The organism is Pseudomonas poae (assembly GCF_001439785.1).
GTDB lineage: Bacteria > Pseudomonadota > Gammaproteobacteria > Pseudomonadales > Pseudomonadaceae > Aquipseudomonas > Aquipseudomonas poae.
On the sequence record NZ_JYLI01000002.1, the window covers coordinates 98,409 to 122,813 of the forward strand.

Below are 24,405 nucleotides of genomic sequence, written 5' to 3' on the forward strand. Positions count from 1 at the left end.
ACCTCGGTATACCTGATGGACCGAGTCGTCTGCATCGCAGGCAAGCCAGCTCCCACAGGGGTTTTACGTCAGCCCGAGATATAAGGTTCGCCCATGCACAAAACCGTCGCCATCCTCATCTTCCCCGGCGTCCAGTCCCTGGACGTGAGCGGACCCATGGATGTGTTCTGCGAGGCGAACCGATTCCTCGCGCCCGAGGACCATTACCAACTGGAAGTGATCGGTGTGGGTCACGGCGTGATGGCCGCCTCCAATGGGTTGTCGCTGCAAGCCCACAAACACTACAGCGAAGCTCTGCAAACCTGTGACCTGCTGCTGGTCGCCGGCGGCCCGCAGTTGCCCTTCGAGGACTTCGGCGCGCAGTTCTATGATTGGCTGCGCGGCGCAGCGGCCCGCTCGCAGCGCTTCGGGTCGATCTGCAACGGCGCGTTCATGCTCGCGCGTGCCGGTTTGCTGGGCGGGAAAACCGTGACAACGCATTGGAACGATGCCGCTGACCTGGCGCGTCTGTGCCCCTCGACGCGGGTAGAGGCCGACCGTCTTTACGTGCAGGACGGCAACCTCTACACCTCGGCCGGTGTGACGGCGGGTATCGATTTGTCGTTGTACCTGCTGGCCCAGGATCACGGGCCGGAGGTGGCCTTGAGCGTGGCCAAGCGCCTGGTGGTGTTCACCCAGCGTTCGGGCGGGCAGTCGCAGTTCAGCCCATTTCTCACACCCCATGCCGACACGTCCTCGGCGGTGGCTCGGGTGCAGTTGTATGTGTTGGCCAATTTAACCGGGGATTTGACCATCGCCGATCTGGCCAGGGCGGCCAGCATGAGTGCGCGCAATTTCTCCCGGGTGTTCGCCCGTGAAGCGCACATCACCCCGGCGGAGTTCGTCGAGCGTGCACGCGTGGACGCCGCGCGGGTGATGCTCGAAAGCACCCGCGCGCCGCTCAAGACGGTGGCTTATCAATGCGGCTTTCGCGATGCACAGCACATGCGCAGGGTGTTCAGCCGCCGGCTGGGGGTGACGCCGCAGCGGTTCAGGCTCAACTTCGCCGCACCGGTTTGAGGCACCGGTTTGAGAGTGCCGCTCGACCAATGCCTACCGCGCTGGCAGCAGCTTGAGCGTGCCGCGCGTGTTGGCGGTGACTTCCTCGTCGCTGAAATGCGCCTGTTCGTAACCGCCTTCGATGTAGGTCTGTGCCTGGTCGCTGTAATGCGCGTCGAACGGCACTCCACTTTGCCCGACCGGGTTGATGGTGAGGGCGTGGGCGGCGTCGGCGAAGTCGATCAGGCGTCGGGTAGAGGGGCCGTAGGTGACGGGCCAGGGCGCCGGGCCGATAGGGGCTGACTGGTTGTTCGGCACTTCGTGGGTGCCGGGCGCCGGGAAGGGGCCGACGTTGACGATCTGGTCCAGCGGTTTCTGCGAGCCCAGCGGGTGGCCGTGGGTCAGGGTGTGCGCCTTGCCCCATTGCCACTGCGTCGGATCCTCACCGAAGGTGGCCTTCAAATGGCTCAGGCTGTTGTCCCAGGCGCGTTTGACGGTGTCGGCGCGCTTGCCGTCCCACCAGGGCGAGTCCGCTGACGCGGCCAGGCGCGGCAGCGCGGCGTCGATCACGCGAGTGCTGAGCAGGGTCTTGAACAGTGCGTCGCCGAGTTTCGGCTGGAACGCCGCCTCTGCGAGGTTGAACAGCAATTGGTTGAACAGCGTGGCGCTGGTGGAGTCGAGCGGGTAATCACCTTTCCACACCGCCAGTTGCTCCACCAACCGCAACTGGGCCGGGTCCTTGACCTCCTCGCGCAGCACCGGCAACAACGGCGCCAGCAGGCGCGGGCCGAACGCTGTGGTGGTGCCCAATTGCAGGGCCTGGCTGTTGGTGACGTTCCACTTCACGCTGTTGTCGCTCAACTGCATATTCAACTGCTGACCCCGGTCGGGCAGGTTGTAATAGCCGGGGATTTCCACGCCGGTGGGCGATACCGGCTGGGCATTGGCGGACACCACGTAACCCCGCGCCGGGTTTTCTTCCTGCGGGTTGGCGCTGAACGGGTAGAAGCCCAGTTTGTCGCCCTCGTGTGTGCTGCCGTCGAGGATCAACCCGGCCTTCACGCCCGGCGGGCGAATCGGCAATTGCGCCGCCGCCCACCAGCCAATGTCGCCCTTGGCGTTGGCCCACACGATATTCAGGCCCGGCGCCGACACTTTGGAAGACGCGGCGCGCGCCTTGTCCAGGGTGTCGGCGCGATTGAGTTCGTAGAAACCTTCAAGGCTGCGGTTGTCGGTGTCGAGAAATGCCCACCACATGGCAATCGGCGTCGTGCCGGTGTTATCGCCGAGCACGTTATTGATGATCGGGCCGTGGGGCGAGCGGCGCAGGGTGAGGGTGACCGGCTCCTGGCCCTTGACCGCAATCTGCTGCTCGCTGCTGGTCATGTCCACCCATTGGCCGTGGTACCAGACCTGGTTGGGGTTGTCCGGGTTGGTCTTCTCGGCGATCAGGTCGAGGTCATCGTTCTGGAACATGGTCAGGCTCCAGCCGAAGTCCAGGTTGTGCCCCAGAAACGCCGTCGGCGACAGTGCGTTGTGGTAGCCGTACAGCTCAAAACCCGGCGCCGACAGCTGCGCCTCGTACCACACCGACGGCACCGAAAAACGAATATGTGGATCGCCCGCCAGCAACGGCTTGCCGCTCTGCGTGCGGCTGCCACTGATGGCCCAGGCGTTGCTGCCTTCGAACTGCGGCAAACCGTTGTCGGCCAGGGCCTGGTCGCTCAACCGGGCGAGGGCGCCAAGGTGTTGCCAGTCGCGGGTCGCCAGGTTCAGCGCTCCCCTGGGTTGCCAGTCGAGGTCGAAGACCTTCAGGTAGTCGCTGCCCAACTGGTCGTGGATATAGGTCAGCAACGGCTCGGTGCGAAACGCGGCGGCAAAGCTGTAGGCCATGTACCCGGCGACGCTGACGCTGTCCTCGGCGGTGAACGGTCGCCTGGCAATGCCCAACACGTCGAACTCCAGGGGGCTGGGGTGGCCGGCCTGATACTGGTTGATTCCGTCGAGGTAGGCTTGCAGGGCTTTCCAGGTCGCGGACTCGTGATCCATGTGCGCCACATAGTCAGCGGCGCGCTCGCGAATGCGCAGGCTGCGAAACAGCTTGTCGGTCTCCAGCAGTTTGGGCCCCAGCACCTCGGCCAGTTCGCCACGGGCCAGACGCCGCATCATCTCCATCTGGAACAGCCGGTCCTGGGCCTGCACATAGCCGAGGGCGCGATACAGGTCTGCCTCGTTGCCAGCGCGAATGTGCGGCACGCCGCGCTCGTCGTAGCGCACGGTGACCGAGCCTTGCAGGTTGGCCAGTGTCACCGTGCCCTGGCGGGTCGGCTGTTTGCTGTAGACATACCCGCCAACGCCGGCCATGACGGCGACAATCAGCAGGGCAAGCACGATCAGGCTGCGTTTCATGGACGGTCCTTGGTCAGTCGCCTTCAAAGGTCATCGAAGTCTAATGGGTTTGGCGATGAAATGCCGAACGCCACCTCGACAGCCGAGGTTCAAGTGGGCCGCACGTCGCTGGGGCACTATGGCGCGGGATACTTTCGAGCTTTTTACCATGACCTGCGCCCTGCAACCTTTGCCTGCCCCGCTGCGTCCCGAGTTGGCTTACACCGGCTGCCTGGAGTCGCCTTCGCTGATTGCCGGTTTTTTGCGACACCCGCCTGTTGGGTTTGACGCGCAGGTTTCCCGCCAGGGCCTGCCGCACTTTTTTACGCCCTTCGACCTGCTGACCACCGCCGACGACGCATTCGTGGAACGTGTGCGCGGCTGGCCAGGCTACGGGCTCTGGCAGGCCTGGCTGCGGATCGACAGCTGCTTCGTGGGCACCACCGTCAGCGAATATGCGCCGTTTCCCCAGGGTGTGCCGCCCCAGGACCTTGCCCAATGGCTGCAATATGAATGCGCGCCGCAGCGTGCGCTCACCATCGTCAAGGACGTGCCGTGCCAATCGCCGCTGCTGAGCGAGGCAGACAATCACTACGCGCAAGCCTTGATCGATGACTGCACGCGCCGCGGCTTCATCAGCGTGGAAGGCCAGGCGCTGGCATATGTGCCGATCGACTTCAGCAGCGTCGACGACTACCTCGCGCGCCTGTCCCACAGCCGTCGCCGCAATATCCGGCGCAAACTGCGCAGCCGCGAGGCGCTGCAGATCGAGGTGCTGCACACCGGCGACGCGCGCTTCAACGACGACGCCTGGCTGGCGCGCCTCTATGCGCTGTATCGCGCGGTTTACGACCAGAGCGACATCCATTTTGACCTGCTCACGCCGGCGTTCTTCACCGAGCTGCTGCGCGACGCCCACAGCCATGGGCACGTGTTCTGTTACTGGCACTGCGACGAACTGGTCGGCTACAACCTGTGCTACGTGCAGGACGGCAAGTTGCTCGACAAGTACATCGGCCTCAACTACCCGCTGGCGCTGGACTTCAACCTGTACGTGGTCAGTTGGTTCGTGAACCTGGAATACGCCATCGCCCAGGGCCTGGCTTTTTACGTGGCGGGCTGGACCGACCCTGAGGTCAAGGCCAGCCTCGGCGCCAGCTTCACCTTCACCCGCCATCTGGTGTGGGTGCGCAACCCGTTGCTGCGCAAGCTGGGCAACCACTGGCGTCATCACTTTGAAAGCGACACCCAATGGCATCGGGAGCACATCTCATGACGGCCCTGGTACCGCTGATCCTCGATTTCGACGCGGCTGTGAGTGACATTCCCGACGCGGTGCACCTGCCGTTGCAGGCCTGGCAGGAAACCATCCGCTTCGGCTGTCGCTGGAAGCAGTTCAACGCGTTGGAAAAAGCCCTGGATGCGCGCATGCCCGGCCAGCATGGCTGTGTATTTACCGGCAGCGGCGACTATCACCACCTCAGTCATCTGCTGCTCAAGCGCCTGCCCGCGCAGCCGACATTTCAGCTGATCATCTGCGACAACCACCCCGACAACATGCGCTACCCGTTCGGCATCCACTGTGGTTCATGGGTGTACTGGGCCAGCCGTCTGCCGCAGGTCGAGCATGTGCATGTGCTGGGTATCGGCTCGCAGGACATCGGCCGGGGCCACGCCTGGGAAAATCACTGGTCGCCGCTGCTCAAGGGCAAGCTGACCTACTGGAACGTCAACGTCGACACGCGCTGGATGAACTGGGTTGGCTGTGGCCGCAGCAATCGCGCCTTTGGCGATGCCGATGAGCTGATGAGCGCATTTCTGGCACAGTTTGATCGCGCGCTGCCGGTGTACCTGTCCATCGACAAGGACGTGCTGAGCCCGGACGTGGTGAACACCAACTGGGATCAGGGTGAGTTTCTGGAGCATCACCTGGCCGCATTGATCGAGGCCTGTCAGGGCCGGATTATCGGGGCCGACATCACTGGCGACGTGTCCGAATACCATTATCAGGGCGCGTTCAAGCGCTGGCTGAGTGCGTCGGACGGCCAGGTGGCGCTACCGCCGGATCAGGTGCGGATCTGGCAGCAGCAACAGAACGCGCTGAACGCGCGGCTGGTCAGGCAGATTCATCAAGGTTGGGCTGCCAGGTAACGCCCTTTTCCTCGGGGCTTTCCTGGCGCGCCAGGCACAGAATACCCGCCACGATCAGCAGACCGCCGATGACCTTGGCAATTGTCAGCGTGTCGTCGAACAGCCACACCGACACTAGCGTCACGCTGATCAGCTCCAGGTAGGACGCCGCGAACGCAGGGCCGATGGGCGCGTGCTTCATCAAGGTCATCCAGGTGAAGAACGCACCGATGTAGCCGACAAACGCGCCGTAGATCCAGGGGTGACCAAACACCCTGGCGAGCCAGGCCACGTCCATGGCCAGGGGCTCGGCGTGGATCGAGGCATACTTGAAACTGACCTGGGCCAGGGTGTCGAAAAAGATCAGCGAGAGAAAACCCAGGATATAAAAACGCTTCATCAGTCGAACCCCACAACGACAGTGCCCAGGGCGATCAGCAGGATGCCGATCAAGCGCCATTTGGTCAGGCTTTCTTTGAACCACAGGCGGCCGGCAATCATGATCACCACGATATTGAACGAGCCCAGCATCACTGCCACCGACAACGGCACCAGCGACAGGAAGGCCAGCCACAGCACGAACTCGATCACGTAGAGACCGATGCCGATCCAGAACCAGTGGCGCGCGAGCATGTGGCGCCAGTGGGCCATGCCGGAAAACTCTGCGCTGTTGGTGGCGGCGGCCTTGAAGGCCAGTTGGCCGGAGGTGTCAACGATGACGTTGAGGATCCAGAGGATGAAGGTCAGTTGGCTCATGGGATCTGTGCGGTGGTCTTGGAGCGGCCAACATACCGCAGCCGGTCGACACGGTTTTCGAAGTTCGCTGGCGCAACAGCCTACGTTCAGGTTGCCTGCTCAGGGTGCAGCGCCGGCCGAACTCCATTGGCAATAGCAGCCCACCGCGAGGGTGTGGGTGGCGTTGACCTCGCGTCCGCCCTCCAGCGCCTGCAGGATCGGTTCGATAAAACTGTTACCGGCGTTGCACGTGAGCCCTTCGCTGTAGGGCCCGAAGTAGGCGAGCTTGCCGCTGCGGTCCCAGATACCCACGGCCGGGCTGGCCGGCAGCTGGTCGGCGCCGGGCAGCGAGTCGAGCGGTTTGAGCGCCAGCAGGTTGGCGGGCAACCGGCCCTGACTGCCGGGCTTTTGCACGGCGTAGAACTCGACGCCCTTGGGCGCGTAGTGCTCGATCAGTTCGCCCAGGTGCTGCTGGTTGCCGACCGTGCACGGGCAGGCCGGGTCCCAGAAGTGCACCAGACGAATCGGGCCGGGCCCGGTCAGTTCGGCGGGCAGGCGCAGCGAATCGCCGGAGAACACCGTCGTGTGTGCGCTGAAGGCGCGCAGGTAGCGGCCCTGAAACCAGGCATACGCCGCCCACAGCACGCCAGCGCAGAGGACCAGCAACAGGCCGGCGAACAGGGCGGAACGGTGGGTCTGTCGCATTCGGATTGATCCTCAAGGGTCGCGTAGCTTGCCATGCCTGCCCCGACAGATGAATATCGCGGCTCGATCTTCATCTTCACCGTGAGTCTGGAACCCTTTATGCCTGTCACCTTTGACCCCGATCACCTGCGCGCCAGTTTGCGCCCGCTGGTGGATGCGCAACCGCTGTCAGCCGAGGCGCGGGTGTACCAGCGGTTCTACGGGCTCGACTTGCCTGCGCGCAAGGTGGCGAGCCGTCTGGGGCGCTTCGACGTGGACGGGTTCGAGGTGGTGGCGCAGGTATGGTGGCCGCCGGTGCCGGTGGCGACGATGTTTCTGTTTCATGGCTTCTATGACCACATGGGGCTGTATCGGCATGTGGTGGACTGGGCGCTGGAACAGGGTTTTGTGGTGATCGCCTGCGACCTGCCCGGGCACGGTTTGTCCAGCGGCATGCGCGCCAGCATCGATGATTTCGCGGTGTATCAGCACGTGGTGCACGGGTTGTTCGAGCAGGCCCGGGCGTTGCATTTGCCGCAGCCCTGGCATTTGTTCGGGCAAAGCACCGGCGGCGCGGTGGTGGTGGACCACTTGCTCAGCCACGGCACCGACAGCCCGGCCCAAGGCAAGGTCCTGCTGCTGTCGCCGTTGGTGCGTCCGCGCGCCTGGGGTTGGTCGCAGCTCAGCTATTACCTGCTGCGGCCGTTCGTCAAAGGCATCGCGCGGCGGTTCAGCGAGAACACCCACGACCCCGAATTCAAACCGTTTCTTGAGGCCGACCCGCTGCAACCCCGGCAATTGCCCACCGCCTGGGTGGGGGCGCTGGTGCAATGGATCAAGCGCATCGAAGCGGCGCCACGCAGCGCAAGGCGCGTGGTGATTGTGCAGGGCGAGGAAGACATGACGGTGGACTGGCAGCACAACCTGCAGGTGCTGCGCAGCAAGTTCGAACAACCCGAGGTGCTGATGTTGCCCAGGGGCAGGCATCATCTGGCCAATGAGATTGCGCCGATTCGTGCAGAGTACTTCCGTTATTTGACGGACCACTTGAAGTAATTCAGGTCGCAAGCTGGGAAGGGGCTTGTTCCCTCCCACCTTGTTTACGGTGCCAGGCTTGAAGTGCTTTGGCCCACTGCCAATCCTGCCCGGATGGCCGCCAGCGCCGCCTGGTAATACGCCTTGCCCTGTGGCGACTCTGCAAAGGTCGCGAATTCTTCCAGCTCCGGGTCGGACAGATCCCGATAGACGTACAGCAGGGTGTTGTTCAGGTCCTTATCGATCTGCTGCATTAACCGTTCGCGCTGCCCGTTCAACATGCCCTGGGCCTGACCACCGCCGAGCAGGCCGGGGATCATCTGGCTCAGGCTGTCGGCCGCCACCCCGGCAATCGCCAGACTGACTTCCGCGCCGGCTTCACGGGCGGGCAACGCCTGGGCCAGGTGGCCGATGATCAGGCTGCGGGTAGCGTCGGCCTGGATTTTCGGCAAGCCATGGGCGTTTTTCGCCAGTTGGTCGCGGCGCGTGGCCAGCAACTCGGCGGCGACGATCTTGCGGCCCAGCGGCGACTGGAAAAACCCCAGCGCCGGTTGCGGGTCGGCCAGGTGCTTGCGCAACTGCGCCTCGGCCCGCTGGTCCATGGCCTGGGCGGCGAAGCGTTTGTTGCTGTTGTCCACCAGCGTCTGGTACACCGCCGGCGGCAGGCTGTTGCGGTAGCGCTGCTGGGCGGCACTGAGGGCGTCATTGAAATGCGCACGTTGTTCGGCCCAGCCGGCGACCTTGTACAACTGGTCATGGCCGTCTGCCCAGGCGGGCAACACGCAGAACATCAGCAAGGAAAAAAACAAACGACGCATAAGGACTCCTGTCAGTCGGCCACTATTGTCCGTGTCGGGCGTAGGATTTGTCGAGAAGTCCTATCAGTCACCTGACTAAAGTGAGTTCAGTCGCTCGACGGCGCTGTCGGATTCCCAGGCGTATGGATACTATGCGCGCCATGCAAATACCCCACGATCACCCCTTGCTGCAGCGCATTGTCGACGACCTGGCCGAAAAAGGCTGGTCGCAGCAGCACGCCTTTCTGCCCCAGGTTCTGACGCTGGAGTTGGCGGCTGAGTGCCGTAAACGTGCGGCCGAAGGTGAGCTGGCGCCAGCGGCCGTGGGGCGCGGTCCGGCGCAGGAGATTCGCGAGGGGATTCGCGGTGACCATATCCAGTGGCTGGAGGAGGGCGACGCTGCCGTCTGCGACACTTACATGGCCGTGATGGACAGCCTGCGCCTGGCCATGAACCGTGGCCTGTTCCTGGGCCTGGAAGATTTCGAAAGTCATTTTGCGATGTACCCGCCCGGCGCGTTCTACCTCAAGCACGTGGACCGCTTTCGCGACGATGATCGGCGCATGGTGTCAGCCGTGATCTACCTGAACGACGCCTGGCTGCCCGAGCACGGCGGCCAGTTGCGCATGTACCTCAAGGGCGGCATCGAACACGATGTGGTGCCCACGGGCGGCAGCCTGGTGGTGTTCCTCTCGGGCGAGGTGCCCCATGAAGTGTTGCCCGCCACCCGCGAACGGTTGTCGCTCACAGGCTGGTTTCGCCGGCGGGGCAATGAGCCGTTCTAAGCATTGATTCGGCCGGGCCCCAATGCCGTTCATTTAAGCGCAGACTCCCTGTGGCGAGCAGGCTTGTCCTGCGTTGGGCTGCGCAGCAGCCCCAAGACCAGGCGCTGAGCCGTATCAGGTACACCGCGTTTTGCTGGATTGGGGGCGCTTCGCACCCCAACGCGGGGCAAGCCCGCTCGCCACAGAGGCTGCAGCGCCTTCCACATTCACTGCGTGTTACTCAGGCTTTAGCCACTTCTGCGACAGCGCCTTCAATCGGCCATCGGCCTGCACTCGATGCAATGCGTTGTTCAGGCTCAACTTGAACGCCGGGTTGCCCTTCTGAAACGGAATCGCCAGCGCGGGTTTCTCGCTATACGTCTCGCTGAAATCGAAACGATCCTCAAGCTCGGCAGTCATAGCGATATGGTTGATGGCCACGTCGTACTTGCCGGTTTCCACGCCGGGCAGCATATCGGCGTCATCGGTGGTGATAAATGAGGGGCGCAGGTCCATCTCCTTGGCCAGTTGTTCGCCCAGCTCCACTTCAAAACCGGTGAGCTTGTCACCGTCCTTGAAGTTGTAAGGCGGCGTATTGGCTTGCAGGACGATGCGCAGTTCGCCGCGATCGTTGATATCGTCGATCAACTCGGCGTGAGCCAAGGGGCTCAAGAGGGGCAGCAACAGTAACAGGCCAGGCGAGAAGCGCATGGTCACTCCTAGATTCGAATGTGCGAGGCGCCGATCAGCATCGCTTTGTCAGGGTGTCGAGTGCCTTGGACAGCAATATGTCGCGAAGTTGTCCCGAACCTACAGATTTCATACAAAACTGGAGAAGCGAATGAAAGGCCTTATGTCTCGTACCGCCCTGGCCAGCCTGCTGCTGGGTGCATCGATGTTGGCTGGCGCCGCTGACGGCATCCCGCGCAGCGCTCCACCTGAAGGCGCCAAGGTGTTTATCGTCTCGCCCAAGGACGGCGCCACCGTCGACAAAACCTTCACCGTCAAATTCGGCATGGAAGGCTTGAAGCTGGCCCCAGCCACCGAGCAGGCCGCCGGCACCGGTCACCATCACCTGTTGATCGATCAGAAGGAATTGCCCGACGCCAAGCTGCCGATCCCGGCCACCGATACCGTGATCCATTACGGCAAGGCTCAGACCGAAACCGAACTGACCCTCACCCCGGGCAAGCACACCTTGCAACTGGTGGCGGGCGACAAGCTGCACATGCAGTTCAACCCGACCGTGGTGTCCAAGGTCATTACCGTTAACGTCAAGTAAGCGTTGCTCGGCTAAAAAAATGGGAGACCCCTGCGGGTCTCCCATTTTTTGTGCAGCGTAAAACGTCAGAACAATACGCGGCTGCGGATAGTGCCGGAGATGTGCTGCAGTTTCTCCTGCGCCAGGTCCGAGTACTCGGCATCGACGTCGATCACCACGTAGCCAACCTTCTCGTTGGTCTGCAGGAACTGACCGGAGATGTTGATGCCGTTTTCCGCAAACACCTTGTTGATCTCCATCATCACACCCGGAATGTTCTGGTGGATGTGCAGCAGACGGTGCTTGCCAGGGTGAGCCGGCAAGGCCACTTCCGGGAAATTCACCGACGACACCGACGTACCGTTGTCGCTGTACTTGACCAGCTTTTCGGCCACTTCCAAGCCGATGTTGGCCTGCGCTTCAGCGGTGGAACCGCCGATGTGCGGGGTCAGGATCACGTTGTCCAGGCCACGCAGCGGGCTTTCGAAGACGTCGTCGTTGGAGCGCGGTTCTACCGGGAACACGTCGATGGCGGCGCCGATCAGGTGCTTGTCCTTGATCGCGTCGGCCAGGGCGTCCAGCTTGACCACGGTGCCGCGCGCGGCGTTGATCAGGATCCCGCCTTTCTTGATCGCGCGGATTTCCTTCTCGCCCATCATCCACTGGGTCTCGGACGTTTCCGGTACGTGCAGGGTGACGATATCGGACATGCCCAGCAGCTCGGTCAGGCTCGACACCTGAGTGGCGTTGCCCAGTGGCAGCTTGGTGAGGGTGTCGTAGAAGAACACCTGCATGCCCAGGCCTTCAGCCAGCACCGACAACTGCGTGCCGATCGAGCCGTAGCCGATGATGCCCAGCTTCTTGCCACGGATTTCGAAGGAGTTGGCCGCGCTCTTGATCCAGCCGCCACGGTGGCAGGAAGCGTTCTTCTCGGGGATACCGCGCAACAGCAGGATGGCCTCGGCCAGCACCAGTTCCGCAACGGAACGGGTGTTGGAGTACGGGGCGTTGAACACCGCAATACCGCGCTCGCGCGCAGCGTTCAGGTCAACCTGGTTGGTGCCGATGCAGAAACAGCCGACCGCCACGAGTTTCTTGGCGTGATCGAAGATCTCTTCGGTCAGCTGAGTGCGGGAGCGAATGCCGATAAAGTGCGCGTCGGCGATCTTTTCCTTCAGTTGGGCTTCCGGCAGAGAACTGGTGATGTACTCAATGCTGGTGTACCCGGCGGCCTTCAGCACGTCGACGGCCGATGGGTGGACGCCTTCCAGAAGAAGGAACTTGATCTTGCTCTTATCGAGAGAAGTCTTGCTCATCTGCGTAAACCTGTATCCCGGAGAAAAATGGCAGGGAATCGAGCAGCGCAAGCTGACCCGGACGGCAGGAAAGCCGTCGCCGCAGAAACGCCCTTTGGGTCTGTCCTGCGGGGGCGGTATGCTAGCATACGCACCCCGCTAAACACCTATTCCTGCGACGTGAAGCGTTCTCAGGATGACCATGAATTGTTCGAGAGTTCTGTCGATGACCCAGGCTGCCCTGATTGATGAGCTGAAGACCCTGGTTGAGCCTGGCAAGGTGCTGACCGATGCCGACTCCCTGGAAACCTACGGCAAGGACTGGACCAAGCATTTCGCCCCGGCACCCACCGCCATCGTCTTCCCCAAGACCATCGAACAGGTGCAGGCCATCGTTCGTTGGGCCAATGAACGCAAGGTCGCGCTGGTGCCGTCCGGCGGGCGTACCGGGCTGTCGGCGGCGGCAGTGGCGGCCAATGGCGAGGTGGTGGTGTCGTTCGACTACATGAACCAGATTCTCGACGTGAACCTCACCGACCGCACGGCCGTGTGCCAGCCGGGCGTGGTCACCCAGCAGTTGCAGAACGTCGCCGAAGAAAACGGCTTGTACTACCCGGTGGACTTCGCCTCGTCCGGTTCCAGCCAGATTGGCGGCAACATCGGCACCAATGCTGGCGGGATCAAGGTGATTCGCTACGGCATGACCCGCAATTGGGTGGCGGGCATGAAAGTTGTCACCGGCAAGGGTGACGTGCTGGAACTGAACCGCGACCTGATCAAGAACGCCACCGGCTATGACATGCGCCAGCTGTTCATCGGCGCCGAAGGTACCCTGGGGTTTGTGGTCGAGGCCACCATGCGCCTGGACCGAGCGCCCAAAAACCTCACGGCCATGGTGCTGGGCACCACCGACTTCGACTCGATCATGCCGGTGCTGCACGCGTTCCAGGGCAAGCTGGACCTGACCGCTTTCGAGTTCTTTTCCGACAAGGCCCTGGCCAAGGTCATGGGCCGGGGCGATGTGCCCGCGCCGTTCGAGACCGATTGCCCGTTCTACGCGTTGCTGGAATTCGAAGCCACCACCGAAGACGTCGCCAACCATGCGCTGGAAACCTTCGAGCATTGCGTGGAGCAGGGTTGGGTGCTGGACGGCGTGATGAGCCAGAGCGACACCCAGTTGCACAACCTGTGGAAGCTGCGCGAGTACATCTCCGAGACCATTTCCCACTGGACGCCCTACAAGAATGACATCTCGGTGACGGTCTCCAAGGTGCCGGCCTTCCTCAAGGAAATCGATGCGATCGTTGGCGAGCACTACCCCGACTTCGAAATCGTCTGGTTCGGCCACATTGGCGACGGCAACCTGCACCTGAACATCCTCAAGCCGCAAACCCTGAGCAAGGATGAGTTCTTCGCCAAGTGCGCCACCGTGAACAAGTGGGTATTTGAAACCGTGCAGAAGTACAACGGCTCGATCTCCGCCGAACACGGCGTGGGCATGACCAAGCGCGACTACCTGGCCTACAGCCGCTCACCGGTTGAAATCGACTACATGAAGGCCGTGAAAGCGGTATTCGACCCAAACGGGATCATGAACCCCGGCAAGATCTTCGCTGTTTAAACGCACCTGAAGGAGTCGTTCCATGAGCTACCAGCACAAGTATATCGACGGCACCAATATCCACTTTCCATTGGGCAAGGTGGTGTGCATCGGGCGTAACTACGCCGAACATGCCAAGGAACTGAACAATCCGGTGCCCACCGAGCCGCTGCTGTTCATCAAACCGGGCAGCTGTGTGGTCGGGCTGGAGGGCGGTTTCGCCATTCCCACCGAGCGTGGCTCGGTGCACTACGAGGCGGAAATCGCGGTACTGATCGGCAAGCCCCTGTCGAACAATCCCAGCCGTGAAGAAGTGCTGGACGCCATCTCCGGCTTCGCCCCGGCCCTCGATCTGACGCTTCGCGACAAGCAGGCCGAACTCAAATCCCAGGGCCTGCCCTGGGAAATCGCCAAGTCGTTCGACGGTGCGGCGGTGATTGCCCCCTTCGTGGTGAGCAGCACGTACCCGGACGTCACCGACATCGGCATCCGCCTGACCATCAACGGCGAAGTGCGCCAGGACGGCAACAGCGCGCTGATGCTCAACCCGATCATCCCGATGATCCAGCACATGGCCGGCTGTTTCTCGCTGCAGGCCGGCGACGTCATCCTCACCGGCACCCCCGCCGGCGTGGGCCCGCTGAATGTGGGCGATGAACTGGTGCTGGAACTGGCGGGCGGCACCCGCTTCGAAAGCGTCGTTCGCTGAAAGGACGCGGTTAAAAACTGTGGGAGGCTCCGCAAGCGTTGTCGCGCAGCAAACTGGAGCCTCTGTGGCAAGCGGGCCCGTTGTGGCGAGCGGGCTTGTTGTGGCGAGCGGGCTTGCCCCGCGTTGGGGTGCGAAGCGCCCCCCATCCAGCAAAACGCGGTGTGCCTGATACGGCTCAGCGCCTGGTTTTGGGTTGCTGCGCAGCCCAACGCAGGACAAGCCTGCTCGCCACAGCGTGCCCTACCGTCTTTGCATTTTTTTCACACCCCGTCTGGATAATCCGCGCTTCCAACGCGCAGCTCTTCGCATCCTGTGCTATTCCCTACCGCTGACTTTCCGGAAAAGCGACCCATGGCCGTGCCCCTGCCTACCTCCAAACCTACGCTTCGCCCCCGCCGTTTCATGCGCTGGTATTCCTGGGTATTCCTGGCCGCTGCGGTTCTGTATGGCGTGGCCTGGGCCATGCATTGGGACGACCGGGGTGTGCTGTGGGTGCTGGAACGCTTCGAGTCCCCGGCAGAACGCCAGCAAAGTATCTGGCTGCCGGACTATCACGCAGTGATCGACGCCAAGTTGCTGCCCGGCATGGAAGGGGATGAGGCCTCGGACGTTTCTTACAACCCCCAAAGCAAAACGCTGTTTTCGGTGATGGGCAAGAACCCGTTTCTCGTCGAGCTGAGCCTGCAAGGCGATGTGCTGCGCAAGATGCCGCTCAATGGCTGGAACAACCCGGAAGCCCTGACGGTGATGGAAAACGGCCTGATGGCCGTGGTTGATGAGCGTCAGCACAGCCTCACCATCGTCAAGGTCGATGCCAGCACCACCGCGCTCAACAAAGCCGATTTCCCCAGTTACGATCTGGGCCCGTCCAGGGACCAGAACAAAGCCTTTGAAGCCGTTGCCTGGGATCCGCGCAACCAGCAACTGGTACTCGGCGAAGAGCGTCCGCCTGCGTTATTTACCTGGAAAAGCGACGGCAGCCAGACCCTGGTTGGCGACAAACAGAAGCTGACCAGCAACGAACTGGACGTACGCAACCTCTCGGCCCTGGCCGTCGACCCGCGCACCGGGCACCTGCTGGTGCTGTCGGCCGACTCGCACCTGCTGTTGGAACTGGACGAGCACGGCAAGCAAGTCAGCTTCATGACCGTGCTCGGTGGTTTCAATGGCCTGAAAAACACCATCCCCCGCGCGGAAGGGGTGACCATGGATGACGAGGGCAACCTCTACATGGTCAGTGAGCCCAACCTGTTCTACCGTTTCGAAAAGCATAAATAACCGGCGGATTGCGTCGGTTTGATCCCCGTAAACGGCATTCGCCAGACAGCCGGGCGCGTTTAAGTTTAAATTCAGGCGACCTTGATATCTATTCGCCAGTTTTTTTCTCCGAGCCCGTCCCGATGCGTCGACTTGCCCGTCCCAAACCTGCTTTTCTCATCCTGTTGTTGGTCGCCCTCGTGGCCGGCGTCATCGTCGCCCAGCAGTTTCGCCTGTTCGAACGGGCCTGGTTCAACTGGCAAGTGTGGCGCCAGCCGGCCGACCAGCGCTCCATCGGCCTGGCCGATTACCAGGTCACCCTCGAAGCGCAGAAAATCGAGGGCCTGGACGATGATGTCTCTGCGCTCACCTACGACCCGGTGCGCAAAAGCCTGTTTACCGTGACCAACAAAAACGCCGAACTGATCGAGCTGTCCCTGGACGGCAAAATCCTGCGGCGCATTGCGCTGGTGGGATTTGGCGATGCCGAGGCGGTAGAGTTCATCAGTGACAACATCTACGTGATCAGCGATGAGCGCCAGCAACGGCTGATCAAGGTGCACGTGGACGATGAAACACAATTTCTCGACGCGGCCGACGCCGAGCAGATGACCCTGGGCGTGCACATGGGCAGCAACAAGGGCTTTGAAGGCCTGGCTTACGATTCGGTGGGCAAGCGCCTGTTCGTCGCCAAGGAGCGCGACCCGATGCTGATCTACGAGGTCCACGGGTTTCCCCATTTCAAAGCGGAAAAAACCTACTCGGTGCATGTGATCAACAACCCCAAGCGCGATGCCGGGCTGTTCGTGCGTGACCTGTCGAGCCTGCAATACGACGAGCGCAGCGGCCATCTGCTGGCACTGTCGGATGAGTCGTTTCTGGTATTGGAACTGGATATCGACGGTCGTCCATTGAGCACCTTGTCGTTGCTCAATGGACGCCACGGCCTGAAGAAACGCGTGCCCCAGGCCGAAGGGATCGCCATGGACGACCAGGGCAGCCTGTACCTGGTGAGCGAGCCGAACCTGTTTTATGTGTTCAAGAAACCCAATCCCTGAGCCCCCACATAAAACAACAGCAAGGCAATGTCAGGCTTTGAGGGTTTTCACGCCTTCAGGGGTGCCCAGCAGCAACACATCCGCCGGGCGAGCAGCGAACAGCCCGTTGGTGACCACGCCGACAATTGCATTGATCTGCGTTTCCAGCGCCACCGGATCAGTGATCTGCATATTGAACACGTCAATGATGATGTTGCCGTTGTCGGTCAACACGCCTTCGCGGTACACCGGGTCGCCGCCCAGCTTCACCAGCTCGCGGGCCACGTGGCTGCGGGCCATGGGGATCACTTCCACCGGCAGCGGGAAGGCGCCGAGTACTGGCACCAGCTTGCTGGCATCGGCGATGCAGATAAAGGTTTTGGCCACGGCCGCGACGATCTTCTCGCGGGTCAGGGCTGCGCCGCCGCCCTTGATCAGGTTCAGGTGCTCGTCGCTTTCATCGGCGCCGTCCACATAGAACTCCAGGTCGCTCACGGTGTTGAGCTCGTACACTGGAATGCCATGGCCCTTGAGGCGCGCGGCGGTGGCTTCGGAGCTGGCCACGGCGCCGTCGAACGCACCTTTATGCAGGGCCAGCGCATCGATAAAGCAGTTGGCGGTGGAGCCGGTGCCGACACCGACGATGCTCTTGTCGTCGAGTTTGGGAAGGATTAAATCGACGGCGGCCTGGGCCACTGCCTGTTTGAGTTGATCCTGGGTCATGCGGGCTCCGGAGCGGGCGGGGAATTATCGAGGGCGGCGAGTATAACCCAACAAAACCTCGGGATTCGTGTGGTCGTACGGTCAAAGGCCGGGTTAGACTCACCGGTCCTGTCCCACTCGCCCAGTGATTGCCGCCGATGCTTGAAGACTACGTCAAAAAGATCCTCACCTCGCGCGTTTACGACGTTGCCGTAGAAACCCCGTTGCAGATCGCCCCCCAGCTTTGCGAACGGCTGGGCAACAAGGTCTGGCTCAAGCGCGAAGACTTGCAGCCGGTGTTCTCGTTCAAGATTCGCGGGGCCTACAACAAGCTCACCCAGCTCAGCAGCGAGGAGCGCGCGCGTGGCGTGGTCACCGCGTCGGCGGGCAACCACGCCCAGGGCCTGGCCCTGGCGGCCAAGGTGCTGGGGGTCAAAGCCACTATCGTGATGCCCAAGACCACCCCCGAGATCAAGGTCGAAGGCGTGCGCTCCCGTGGCGGCATCGTGGTGCTGCACGGCGACTCCTTCCCGGAGGCCCTGGCCTACTCGCTCAAACTGGTCGACGAACAAGGCTACGTTTACATCCACCCCTACGATGATCCGCACACCATTGCCGGGCAGGGCACCGTGGCGATGGAAATCCTGCGCCAGCACCCAGGGCCGTTGGACGCGATTTTCGTACCGGTGGGCGGCGGCGGGCTGATTGCCGGCATTGCGGCGTACGTGAAATACCTGCGCCCGGAGATCAAGGTCATCGGCGTCGAACCGGACGATTCCAACTGCCTGCAAGAGGCCATGGCCGCCGGCGAACGCGTGGTGCTGCCGACCGTGGGCCTGTTTGCCGATGGCGTGGCGGTGGCGCAGATCGGCCATTACACCTTCGAGATCTGCAAGGATTATGTGGATGAAGTGATCACCGTCAGCACCGATGAAATCTGCGCGGCGATCAAGGACATCTACGACGACACCCGCTCCATTACCGAGCCTTCCGGCGCGCTGGGCGTGGCCGGTATCAAGAAATACGTGGAGACCCGTGGCGTCAGCGGGCAGACCTTCGTTGCCATCGACTCCGGTGCCAACGTCAACTTCGACCGCCTGCGCCATGTGGCCGAGCGCGCCGAACTGGGCGAGGGCCGCGAAGCCATCATCGCCGTGACCATCCCCGAACGTCCGGGCAGCTTCAAGGCGTTCTGCGAAGCCGTGGGCAAGCGGCAGATCACCGAATTCAACTACCGCTACCACTCCGGCAGCGAGGCGCACATCTTTGTCGGCGTGCAGACCCACCCGGAAAACGACCCGCGCAGCGCGCTGATTGCCAGTCTCACCCAGCAGGGTTTTCCGGTGCTGGACCTGACCGAAAACGAACTGGCCAAATTGCACATTCGCCATATGGTCGGCGGGCATGCGGCGCATGTCAGCAATGAACTGGTGTTCCGTTTCGAGTTCCCGGAGCGGCCGGGAGCCTTGTTCAACTTTCTTAACAAGCTGGGCGGGCGCTGGAACATCTCGATGTTTCACTACCGCAACCACGGCGCGGCAGACGGCCGTGTGGTCGCCGGCTTGCAAGTGCCGGCGGACGAACGCCACCTGGTGCCGGCGGCTCTTGAGGCGATTGGCTACCCGTACTGGGATGAAAGCGAGAACCCGGCCTACACACTCTTCCTCGGTTAGCGACTACTCTGCAGGCGCGACCTTTTAAGGAATATGAGCGATGGAAACCCTGATCACCCTGAAAGTTATCCACATTGCCGCCACGGCGTTGCTGTTGCTCAGCGGTATAGGCCTGGCGCTGTTGGCCTGGCGTAAACGCAGCGCGGGTCCGGCGGTGACCCTGCAGCGTCCGTGGGTGTTTGTGTGGTTGTTGATGGGTGTGTGCCTTGTGAGCATGCCGTTCACCGGCTGGTGGCTGGCGCACCTGACGGGCTGGCCGCTGGGGCAAACCTGGATTTTGGGCTCGGGTATTGTGTATACCGTGGCGGCGCTGGCCTGGTTCTGGCTGGTGGCGCGGCTCAATCGCCTGCGCAGGGGCGAGGGTGGCAGCTTGAACTTTACGCTGGTGCTGGCGGTGGTCAGCCTGGTGGGGTTTGTGGCGATTGCCGGGTTGATGGGTGCCAAGCCGGTTTGAGCTTTTTTGTGGCGAGCGGGCTTGCCCCGCGTTGGGGTGCGAAGCGCCCCCACTCCAGCAAAACGAGGTGTACCTGATACGGCTCAGGGCCTGGTTTTGGGGCTGCTGCGCAGCCCAACGCAGGACAAGCCTGCTCGCCACAGGGAATCTGCGCTTAACTGAACGGCACTAGGACAAGCCTGCTCGCCACAGGAGCCATATCAGCCGCGCAGGGTAATCACCGGCCAACCGCGCTTCTCGGCTTCAGCCCGCAGACTCGGGTCCGGGTCTACCGCTACCGGGTGTGTCACCTGCTCCAGCAACGGCAAATCATTCATCGAATCACTGTAGAAGTAGCTGTCTTCCAGGCTGTAGCCGGTCTCTTCCAGCCAACGGTTCAAGCGCGTCACCTTGCCTTCGCGAAAGCACGGCACGTCGGTGCTGCGCCCTGTGTAACGCCCTTCAAGCTCTTCGCATTCGGTGGCGATCAGCGTCTCGACCCCCAGCAGTTCGGCAATCGGCGCGGTGACGAAGCGGTTGGTCGCGGTGATGATCACCAGCTTGTCACCTGCGGCGCGGTGCCTGGCCAGCAGTTGTGCCGCCAGCGGCAGCATCAGCGGGGTGATGCAGTCGCGCATGAAGTCGCGGTGCCACTCGTCCAGCTGGGCCCGCTCGGTGCGGCCGAGGATGTCCAGGCTGAAGTTGAGGTAGGCGGCATTGTCGAGCCGGCCGGCCAGGTAGTCCTGATAGAACTCATCGTTACGCGCCTTGTAGGCCACCGCGTCGAGAATCCCGCGCTCGCACAGGTAATCGCCCCAGGCGTGGTCGCTGTCACCGCCGAGAAGGGTGTTGTCCAAGTCGAATAAAGCCAGGCGCATTGCAGTTACTCGCTGAAAAGTCTGTAAAAAGGCGTCCAGAATACGGACTTTTCACAAGAGTGCACATAAGCTAAGAAGCCTCGTTGCCGCTTGATCAACCTTTGTGGAACAATGCGGCGACATGCGTTTGCGAGGTTGTTGCCGTGATCGACCCCGATGGTTTCCGTCCTAATGTCGGGATCATTCTTACGAATGATGCCGGACAGGTGCTATGGGCTCGCCGAATCAACCAAGATGCCTGGCAGTTTCCTCAAGGCGGAATCAACCCCGACGAATCCCCTGAAGATGCCTTGTACCGTGAGTTGAATGAAGAAGTGGGCCTAGAACGCGAAGATGTGCAAATTCTGGCCTGCACCCGTGGCTGGTTGCGCTATCGTTTGCCGCAACGCCTGGTGCGTACCCACAGCCAGCCGCTGTGCATCGGCCAGAAGCAGAAATGGTTTCTTTTGCGCCTGATCTCCAACGAGCAGCGGGTGCGGATGGATTTGACCGGTAAACCGGAGTTCGATGGCTGGCGCTGGGTCAGCTATTGGTACCCGTTAGGCCAGGTGGTGACATTCAAGCGCGAAGTGTATCGTCGCGCGCTCAAAGAGCTTGCCCCGCGCCTTTTATCGCGCGACTGACGACGGAGTTCGACCCCGAGCCATGCTCAATACGCTGCGCAAGATCGTCCAGGAAGTTAACTCCGCTAAGGATCTCAAGGCGGCGTTGGGGATTATTGTGTTGCGCGTCAAGGAAGCCATGGGCAGCCAGGTCTGCTCGGTTTACCTGCTGGACCCCGAGACCAACCGTTTTGTGCTGATGGCCACCGAGGGCTTGAACAAGCGCTCAATCGGCAAGGTCAGCATGGCGCCCAATGAGGGTCTGGTGGGCCTGGTGGGGACGCGTGAAGAACCTCTCAACCTTGAACACGCAGCCGATCACCCCCGTTACCGCTACTTTGCCGAAACCGGCGAGGAGCGCTACGCGTCCTTCCTCGGCGCACCGATCATTCACCACCGCCGCGTCGTCGGCGTGTTGGTCATCCAGCAAAAAGAACGTCGTCAGTTCGACGAAGGTGAAGAAGCCTTCCTCGTGACCATGAGCGCGCAGCTCGCCGGAGTTATCGCCCACGCCGAGGCGACGGGCTCGATTCGTGGCCTGGGCCGCGAGGGCAAGGGCATCCAGGAGGCCAAGTTCATTGGCGTGCCGGGTTCGCCGGGCGCGGCGGTCGGTACGGCTGTGGTCATGTTGCCTCCGGCCGACCTCGATGTGGTGCCGGACAAGACCGTCAAGGACATTGACGCCGAAATCAAACTGTTCAAGACCGCTCTGGAAGGCGTGCGCGCCGACATGCGCAACCTGTCGACCAAGCTGGCTACCCAGTTGCGCCCCGAAGAGCGTGCGCTGTTCGACGTGTACCAGATGATGCTCGATGACGCGTCCCTGGGTAACGAAGTCAAGACAGTGATCAAGACCGGCCAGTGGGCCCAGGGCGCACTGCGCCAGGTGGTCACCGATCACGTCAACCGTTTCGAATTGATGGACGACGCCTACCTGCGCGAACGCGCCTCGGATGTGCGCGACCTTGGTCGCCGTCTGCTGGCCTATCTGCAGGAAGACCGCACCACCAACCTGGTCTACCCCGACAACACCATCCTGATCAGTGAAGAACTGACCGCCACCATGCTCGGCGAAGTGCCGGAGGGCAAGTTGGTCGGCCTGGTTTCGGTATTGGGGTCGGGCAACTCCCACGTCGCGATCCTGGCCCGGGCCATGGGTATCCCGACGGTGATGGGCCTGGTGGAACTGCCTTACTCCAAAGTCGACGGCATCGACATGATCGTCGATGGCCATCGTGGTGAAGTCTTCACCAACCCCAGCGAGCTGCTGCGCAAGCAGTACGCCGAAGTGGTGGAGGAAGAGAAACAGCTGGCCCTGGGCCTCGATTCGCTGCGCGAACTGCCGTGCGTGACCCTCGACGGCCACCGCGTGCCGCTGCTGGTGAACACCGGCCTGCTGGCCGACGTTGCCCGCGCGCAACAGCGCGGTGCCGAAGGCGTTGGGCTGTACCGCACTGAAGTGCCGTTCATGATCAACCAGCGATTCCCGAGCGAGAAGGAACAGCTGGCGATCTACCGCGAGCAATTGCAAGCGTTTCACCCGTTGCCGGTGACCATGCGCAGCCTCGATATCGGCGGCGATAAATCCCTGTCGTATTTCCCGATCAAGGAAGACAACCCCTTCCTCGGTTGGCGCGGCATCCGCGTGACCCTTGACCACCCGGAAATCTTTCTGGTGCAGACCCGCGCCATGCTCAAGGCCAGCGAAGGCCTGAACAACCTGCGCATCCTGCTGCCGATGATTTCCGGCACCCATGAGCTGGAAGAGGCGCTGCACCTGATCCACCGCGCCTGGGGCGAAGTGCGCGACGAAGGTTCGGACGTGCCGATGCCGCCGATCGGCGTGATGATCGAAATCCCGGCGGCGGTGTACCAGGCCAAGGAGCTGGCGCGGCAGGTGGACTTCCTGTCGGTCGGCTCCAACGACCTCACCCAATACCTGCTGGCCGTGGACCGCAACAATCCGCGCGTGGCCGACCTCTACGACTACCTGCACCCGGCGGTGCTGCAAGCCCTGCAACATGTGGTGCGCGACGCCCATGCCGAAGGCAAGCCGGTGAGCATCTGCGGCGAAATGGCCGGCGACCCGGCGGCGGCGGTGCTGTTGATGGCGATGGGCTTTGACAGCCTGTCGATGAACGCCACCAACTTGCCGAAGGTGAAGTGGATGCTGCGTCAGGTTGAGTTGGGCATGGCCAGGGAGCTGCTGGCCGAGCTGATGACCATCGATAATCCGCAAGTTATCCACAGCTCGTTGCAACTGGCGCTGAAAAACCTGGGGCTGACGCGGATGATCAACCCGGGTTCTGCCAAGACGCTCTGAACCGAGGCGCCTTTATCGCAGGCAAGCCAGCTCCCACAGGTGAATGCATTCCAAAGGGGGGGAAAGTCAGCTTTTGCAGGTGGATGCACTCCGACTGTGGGAGTTGGCTTGCCTGCGATGGCGCCAGTCCAGACACCCTCAAATATTCAGCTCCACCTCACCCAACCGCCCACCCTGCGGCCCGAAACTGCGCTCCACCATGCGCCGCGTACCGTCGGCATTCACAATCAGCGCCGTACTCACTCGCGTTCCATAACTGGCGCTGGCGATAAACACGCTGGATAACAGACTCTCGGTGGCCAACCCCACGCCGGTATCCGGCAACTGCGCAAACGGTGCGGTCTGCGGGTCGCTCATGATCGCCAGCAAGGCTTGCGGCTGGGGATCTTCCAGCACCTCGCCCAGCGCTGCCCGGGCCTTGAGCAACTTCGGCCAGGGGGTGTCCAGCGTGGCATTGGACAAGCCGTAAATCCCAGGCTTCAAGCGGGTCGGCTGGCTCTCATGGGCGTTGTAGTGCCACATCTCGTCTCGCGTACCCAGCAGCAGGTTGAACCCGGCGTATTCAATCGAACGGCCGTTAACCTCGGCCAAATACTGGTCAATGGGCAGCGAACCGCTGAGAAACCGCGCCACCAGTTCTCCGCGCGACGTACGTGCCGGCGGCTGGTGCGGCTCGCGGATATTGGTCAGGGCGGCAAAGCGCCCATCGGCACTGATTCCCAGCCAAGTGCCGCCGGCTTCCTGGTCACGGCCGGCGTAAACGTGGGGCGCATCCGGCCATTGGGCCAGCGGTAGCGTGGGGCGGGCGTAAAACTCATCACGGTTGGCCGCGACGATCAGCGGCTGGGCATGGCCGGGCCGCCAGGCAAAGACAATCAAGCACATCGGGCGATTCTCTTTTGTGTTTTTTGCCACTCTACCCACACAACCGCAGCCGTTCCATGACAACGCAGTTGGGCCGTGCACCTTCCATCCGTTAACATGCCGGGCTGTTGGGCGTGTATGTGAACTTCCTGATTTGATCTGGCCGCTGTAACGCAGGCTTAATCGCGCATCGGCATGGT

Annotated in this window: 24 protein-coding genes; 14 read left to right on the forward strand and 10 right to left on the reverse strand. The window is 62.1% G+C overall.

Going from position 1 to position 24,405, the window contains the following annotated elements; genetic code table 11:
• Positions 1-93 precede the first annotated feature (93 nt).
• The gene (locus TU75_RS02100; protein ID WP_060548077.1) at positions 94-1,059 is read left to right on the forward strand and encodes a GlxA family transcriptional regulator; all 966 of its coding nucleotides are present in this window, start codon (positions 94-96) and stop codon (positions 1,057-1,059) included.
• 33 nt (positions 1,060-1,092) lie between these two features.
• Here TU75_RS02100 and TU75_RS02105 read toward each other — a convergent pair whose 3' ends face one another.
• Complete coding sequence (locus tag TU75_RS02105; protein ID WP_060548078.1) at positions 1,093-3,447, reverse strand: penicillin acylase family protein; 2,355 nt, start codon at positions 3,445-3,447, stop codon at positions 1,093-1,095.
• A gap of 148 nt (positions 3,448-3,595) precedes the next feature.
• Here TU75_RS02105 and TU75_RS02110 point away from each other — a divergent pair, with 148 nt between their 5' ends.
• Complete coding sequence (locus TU75_RS02110; protein ID WP_082630268.1) at positions 3,596-4,702, forward strand: GNAT family N-acetyltransferase; 1,107 nt, start codon at positions 3,596-3,598, stop codon at positions 4,700-4,702.
• On the forward strand, positions 4,699-5,577 hold the full coding sequence (locus tag TU75_RS02115; RefSeq protein ID WP_060548079.1) for a hypothetical protein: 879 nt from the start codon (positions 4,699-4,701) through the stop codon (positions 5,575-5,577). Before TU75_RS02110 ends, TU75_RS02115 begins: the two co-directional genes overlap by 4 nt.
• Here TU75_RS02115 and TU75_RS02120 read toward each other — a convergent pair.
• The 3 genes from TU75_RS02120 to TU75_RS02130 form a co-directional block, all read right to left on the reverse strand.
• Positions 5,543-5,956 (reverse strand): DMT family transporter, encoded by a 414-nt coding sequence (locus TU75_RS02120; RefSeq protein ID WP_003234737.1) that lies wholly within the window; start codon positions 5,954-5,956, stop codon positions 5,543-5,545. The two genes, TU75_RS02115 and TU75_RS02120, sit on opposite strands and share 35 nt — an antisense overlap.
• Positions 5,956-6,312, reverse strand: coding sequence for an EamA family transporter (locus tag TU75_RS02125; RefSeq protein ID WP_003234735.1), 357 nt, complete (start codon positions 6,310-6,312; stop codon positions 5,956-5,958). Before TU75_RS02125 ends, TU75_RS02120 begins: the two co-directional genes overlap by 1 nt.
• Before the next feature lie 99 nt (positions 6,313-6,411).
• On the reverse strand, positions 6,412-6,996 hold the full coding sequence (locus tag TU75_RS02130) for a DUF6436 domain-containing protein (protein ID WP_060548080.1): 585 nt from the start codon (positions 6,994-6,996) through the stop codon (positions 6,412-6,414).
• Positions 6,997-7,095: 99 nt separating this feature from the next.
• Between TU75_RS02130 and bipL the strand changes: the two genes are divergently transcribed.
• A complete protein-coding gene (gene bipL / locus TU75_RS02135) occupies positions 7,096-8,031 on the forward strand; it encodes a phospholipase BipL (protein ID WP_003234732.1) in 936 nt (311 codons plus the stop codon).
• A gap of 44 nt (positions 8,032-8,075) precedes the next feature.
• Here bipL and TU75_RS02140 read toward each other — a convergent pair whose 3' ends face one another.
• The gene (locus TU75_RS02140) at positions 8,076-8,828 is read right to left on the reverse strand and encodes a DUF2059 domain-containing protein (RefSeq protein ID WP_060548081.1); all 753 of its coding nucleotides are present in this window, start codon (positions 8,826-8,828) and stop codon (positions 8,076-8,078) included.
• A gap of 131 nt (positions 8,829-8,959) precedes the next feature.
• Between TU75_RS02140 and TU75_RS02145 the strand changes: the two genes are divergently transcribed.
• Positions 8,960-9,592 carry a 2OG-Fe(II) oxygenase gene (locus TU75_RS02145; RefSeq protein ID WP_060548082.1) on the forward strand — a complete coding sequence of 211 codons (633 nt, stop codon included), beginning with the start codon at positions 8,960-8,962 and terminating at the stop codon, positions 9,590-9,592.
• 216 nt (positions 9,593-9,808) lie between these two features.
• On the opposite strand, the gene TU75_RS02150 is transcribed toward TU75_RS02145, so the two are convergent.
• Entirely contained in the window at positions 9,809-10,282 is a 474-nt protein-coding gene (locus tag TU75_RS02150; protein ID WP_060548083.1) for a transporter substrate-binding domain-containing protein, read from the reverse strand.
• 130 nt (positions 10,283-10,412) lie between these two features.
• Between TU75_RS02150 and TU75_RS02155 the strand changes: the two genes are divergently transcribed.
• Positions 10,413-10,853, forward strand: coding sequence for a DUF4399 domain-containing protein (locus tag TU75_RS02155; RefSeq protein ID WP_015373242.1), 441 nt, complete (start codon positions 10,413-10,415; stop codon positions 10,851-10,853).
• A 65-nt stretch (positions 10,854-10,918) separates the two neighbouring features.
• Here the strand turns inward: TU75_RS02155 and serA are convergent, their stop codons facing one another.
• Positions 10,919-12,148: a phosphoglycerate dehydrogenase gene (serA, locus tag TU75_RS02160; protein WP_003234722.1), complete on the reverse strand. Its 1,230-nt coding sequence runs from the start codon at positions 12,146-12,148 to the stop codon at positions 10,919-10,921.
• Positions 12,149-12,353: 205 nt separating this feature from the next.
• On the opposite strand from serA, the gene TU75_RS02165 reads away from it, so the two are divergent.
• The 4 genes from TU75_RS02165 (at position 12,354) to TU75_RS02180 (ending at position 16,751) form a co-directional block, all read left to right on the forward strand.
• On the forward strand, positions 12,354-13,748 hold the full coding sequence (locus TU75_RS02165) for an FAD-binding oxidoreductase (RefSeq protein WP_003234721.1): 1,395 nt from the start codon (positions 12,354-12,356) through the stop codon (positions 13,746-13,748).
• Positions 13,749-13,770: 22 nt separating this feature from the next.
• The gene (locus TU75_RS02170) at positions 13,771-14,436 is read left to right on the forward strand and encodes a fumarylacetoacetate hydrolase family protein (protein ID WP_003234718.1); all 666 of its coding nucleotides are present in this window, start codon (positions 13,771-13,773) and stop codon (positions 14,434-14,436) included.
• Positions 14,437-14,787: 351 nt separating this feature from the next.
• The gene (locus TU75_RS02175) at positions 14,788-15,714 is read left to right on the forward strand and encodes an SdiA-regulated domain-containing protein (RefSeq protein WP_003234716.1); all 927 of its coding nucleotides are present in this window, start codon (positions 14,788-14,790) and stop codon (positions 15,712-15,714) included.
• A gap of 122 nt (positions 15,715-15,836) precedes the next feature.
• On the forward strand, positions 15,837-16,751 hold the full coding sequence (locus TU75_RS02180; protein WP_060548084.1) for an SdiA-regulated domain-containing protein: 915 nt from the start codon (positions 15,837-15,839) through the stop codon (positions 16,749-16,751).
• Between the two features lie 30 nt (positions 16,752-16,781).
• Here the strand turns inward: TU75_RS02180 and rpiA are convergent, their stop codons facing one another.
• On the reverse strand, positions 16,782-17,453 hold the full coding sequence (gene rpiA, locus TU75_RS02185; RefSeq protein WP_003234713.1) for a ribose-5-phosphate isomerase RpiA: 672 nt from the start codon (positions 17,451-17,453) through the stop codon (positions 16,782-16,784).
• A 137-nt stretch (positions 17,454-17,590) separates the two neighbouring features.
• Here rpiA and ilvA point away from each other — a divergent pair, with 137 nt between their 5' ends.
• Positions 17,591-19,105 (forward strand): threonine ammonia-lyase, biosynthetic, encoded by a 1,515-nt coding sequence (gene ilvA, locus TU75_RS02190; protein WP_003234711.1) that lies wholly within the window; start codon positions 17,591-17,593, stop codon positions 19,103-19,105.
• A gap of 40 nt (positions 19,106-19,145) precedes the next feature.
• The gene (locus tag TU75_RS02195) at positions 19,146-19,559 is read left to right on the forward strand and encodes a DUF2269 family protein (RefSeq protein WP_060548085.1); all 414 of its coding nucleotides are present in this window, start codon (positions 19,146-19,148) and stop codon (positions 19,557-19,559) included.
• Between the two features lie 200 nt (positions 19,560-19,759).
• Here the strand turns inward: TU75_RS02195 and TU75_RS02200 are convergent, their stop codons facing one another.
• A complete protein-coding gene (locus TU75_RS02200) occupies positions 19,760-20,416 on the reverse strand; it encodes a histidinol-phosphatase (RefSeq protein ID WP_003234707.1) in 657 nt (218 codons plus the stop codon).
• A 143-nt stretch (positions 20,417-20,559) separates the two neighbouring features.
• Here TU75_RS02200 and TU75_RS02205 point away from each other — a divergent pair, with 143 nt between their 5' ends.
• Positions 20,560-21,039 carry an RNA pyrophosphohydrolase gene (locus TU75_RS02205; protein ID WP_003234706.1) on the forward strand — a complete coding sequence of 160 codons (480 nt, stop codon included), beginning with the start codon at positions 20,560-20,562 and terminating at the stop codon, positions 21,037-21,039.
• 22 nt (positions 21,040-21,061) lie between these two features.
• Positions 21,062-23,341, forward strand: a complete 2,280-nt coding sequence (ptsP, locus tag TU75_RS02210) for a phosphoenolpyruvate--protein phosphotransferase (RefSeq protein WP_003234704.1) — start codon at positions 21,062-21,064, stop codon at positions 23,339-23,341.
• A gap of 138 nt (positions 23,342-23,479) precedes the next feature.
• Here the strand turns inward: ptsP and TU75_RS02215 are convergent, their stop codons facing one another.
• Positions 23,480-24,226, reverse strand: coding sequence for an NRDE family protein (locus TU75_RS02215; protein WP_060548086.1), 747 nt, complete (start codon positions 24,224-24,226; stop codon positions 23,480-23,482).
• Positions 24,227-24,405: the final 179 nt, after the last annotated feature.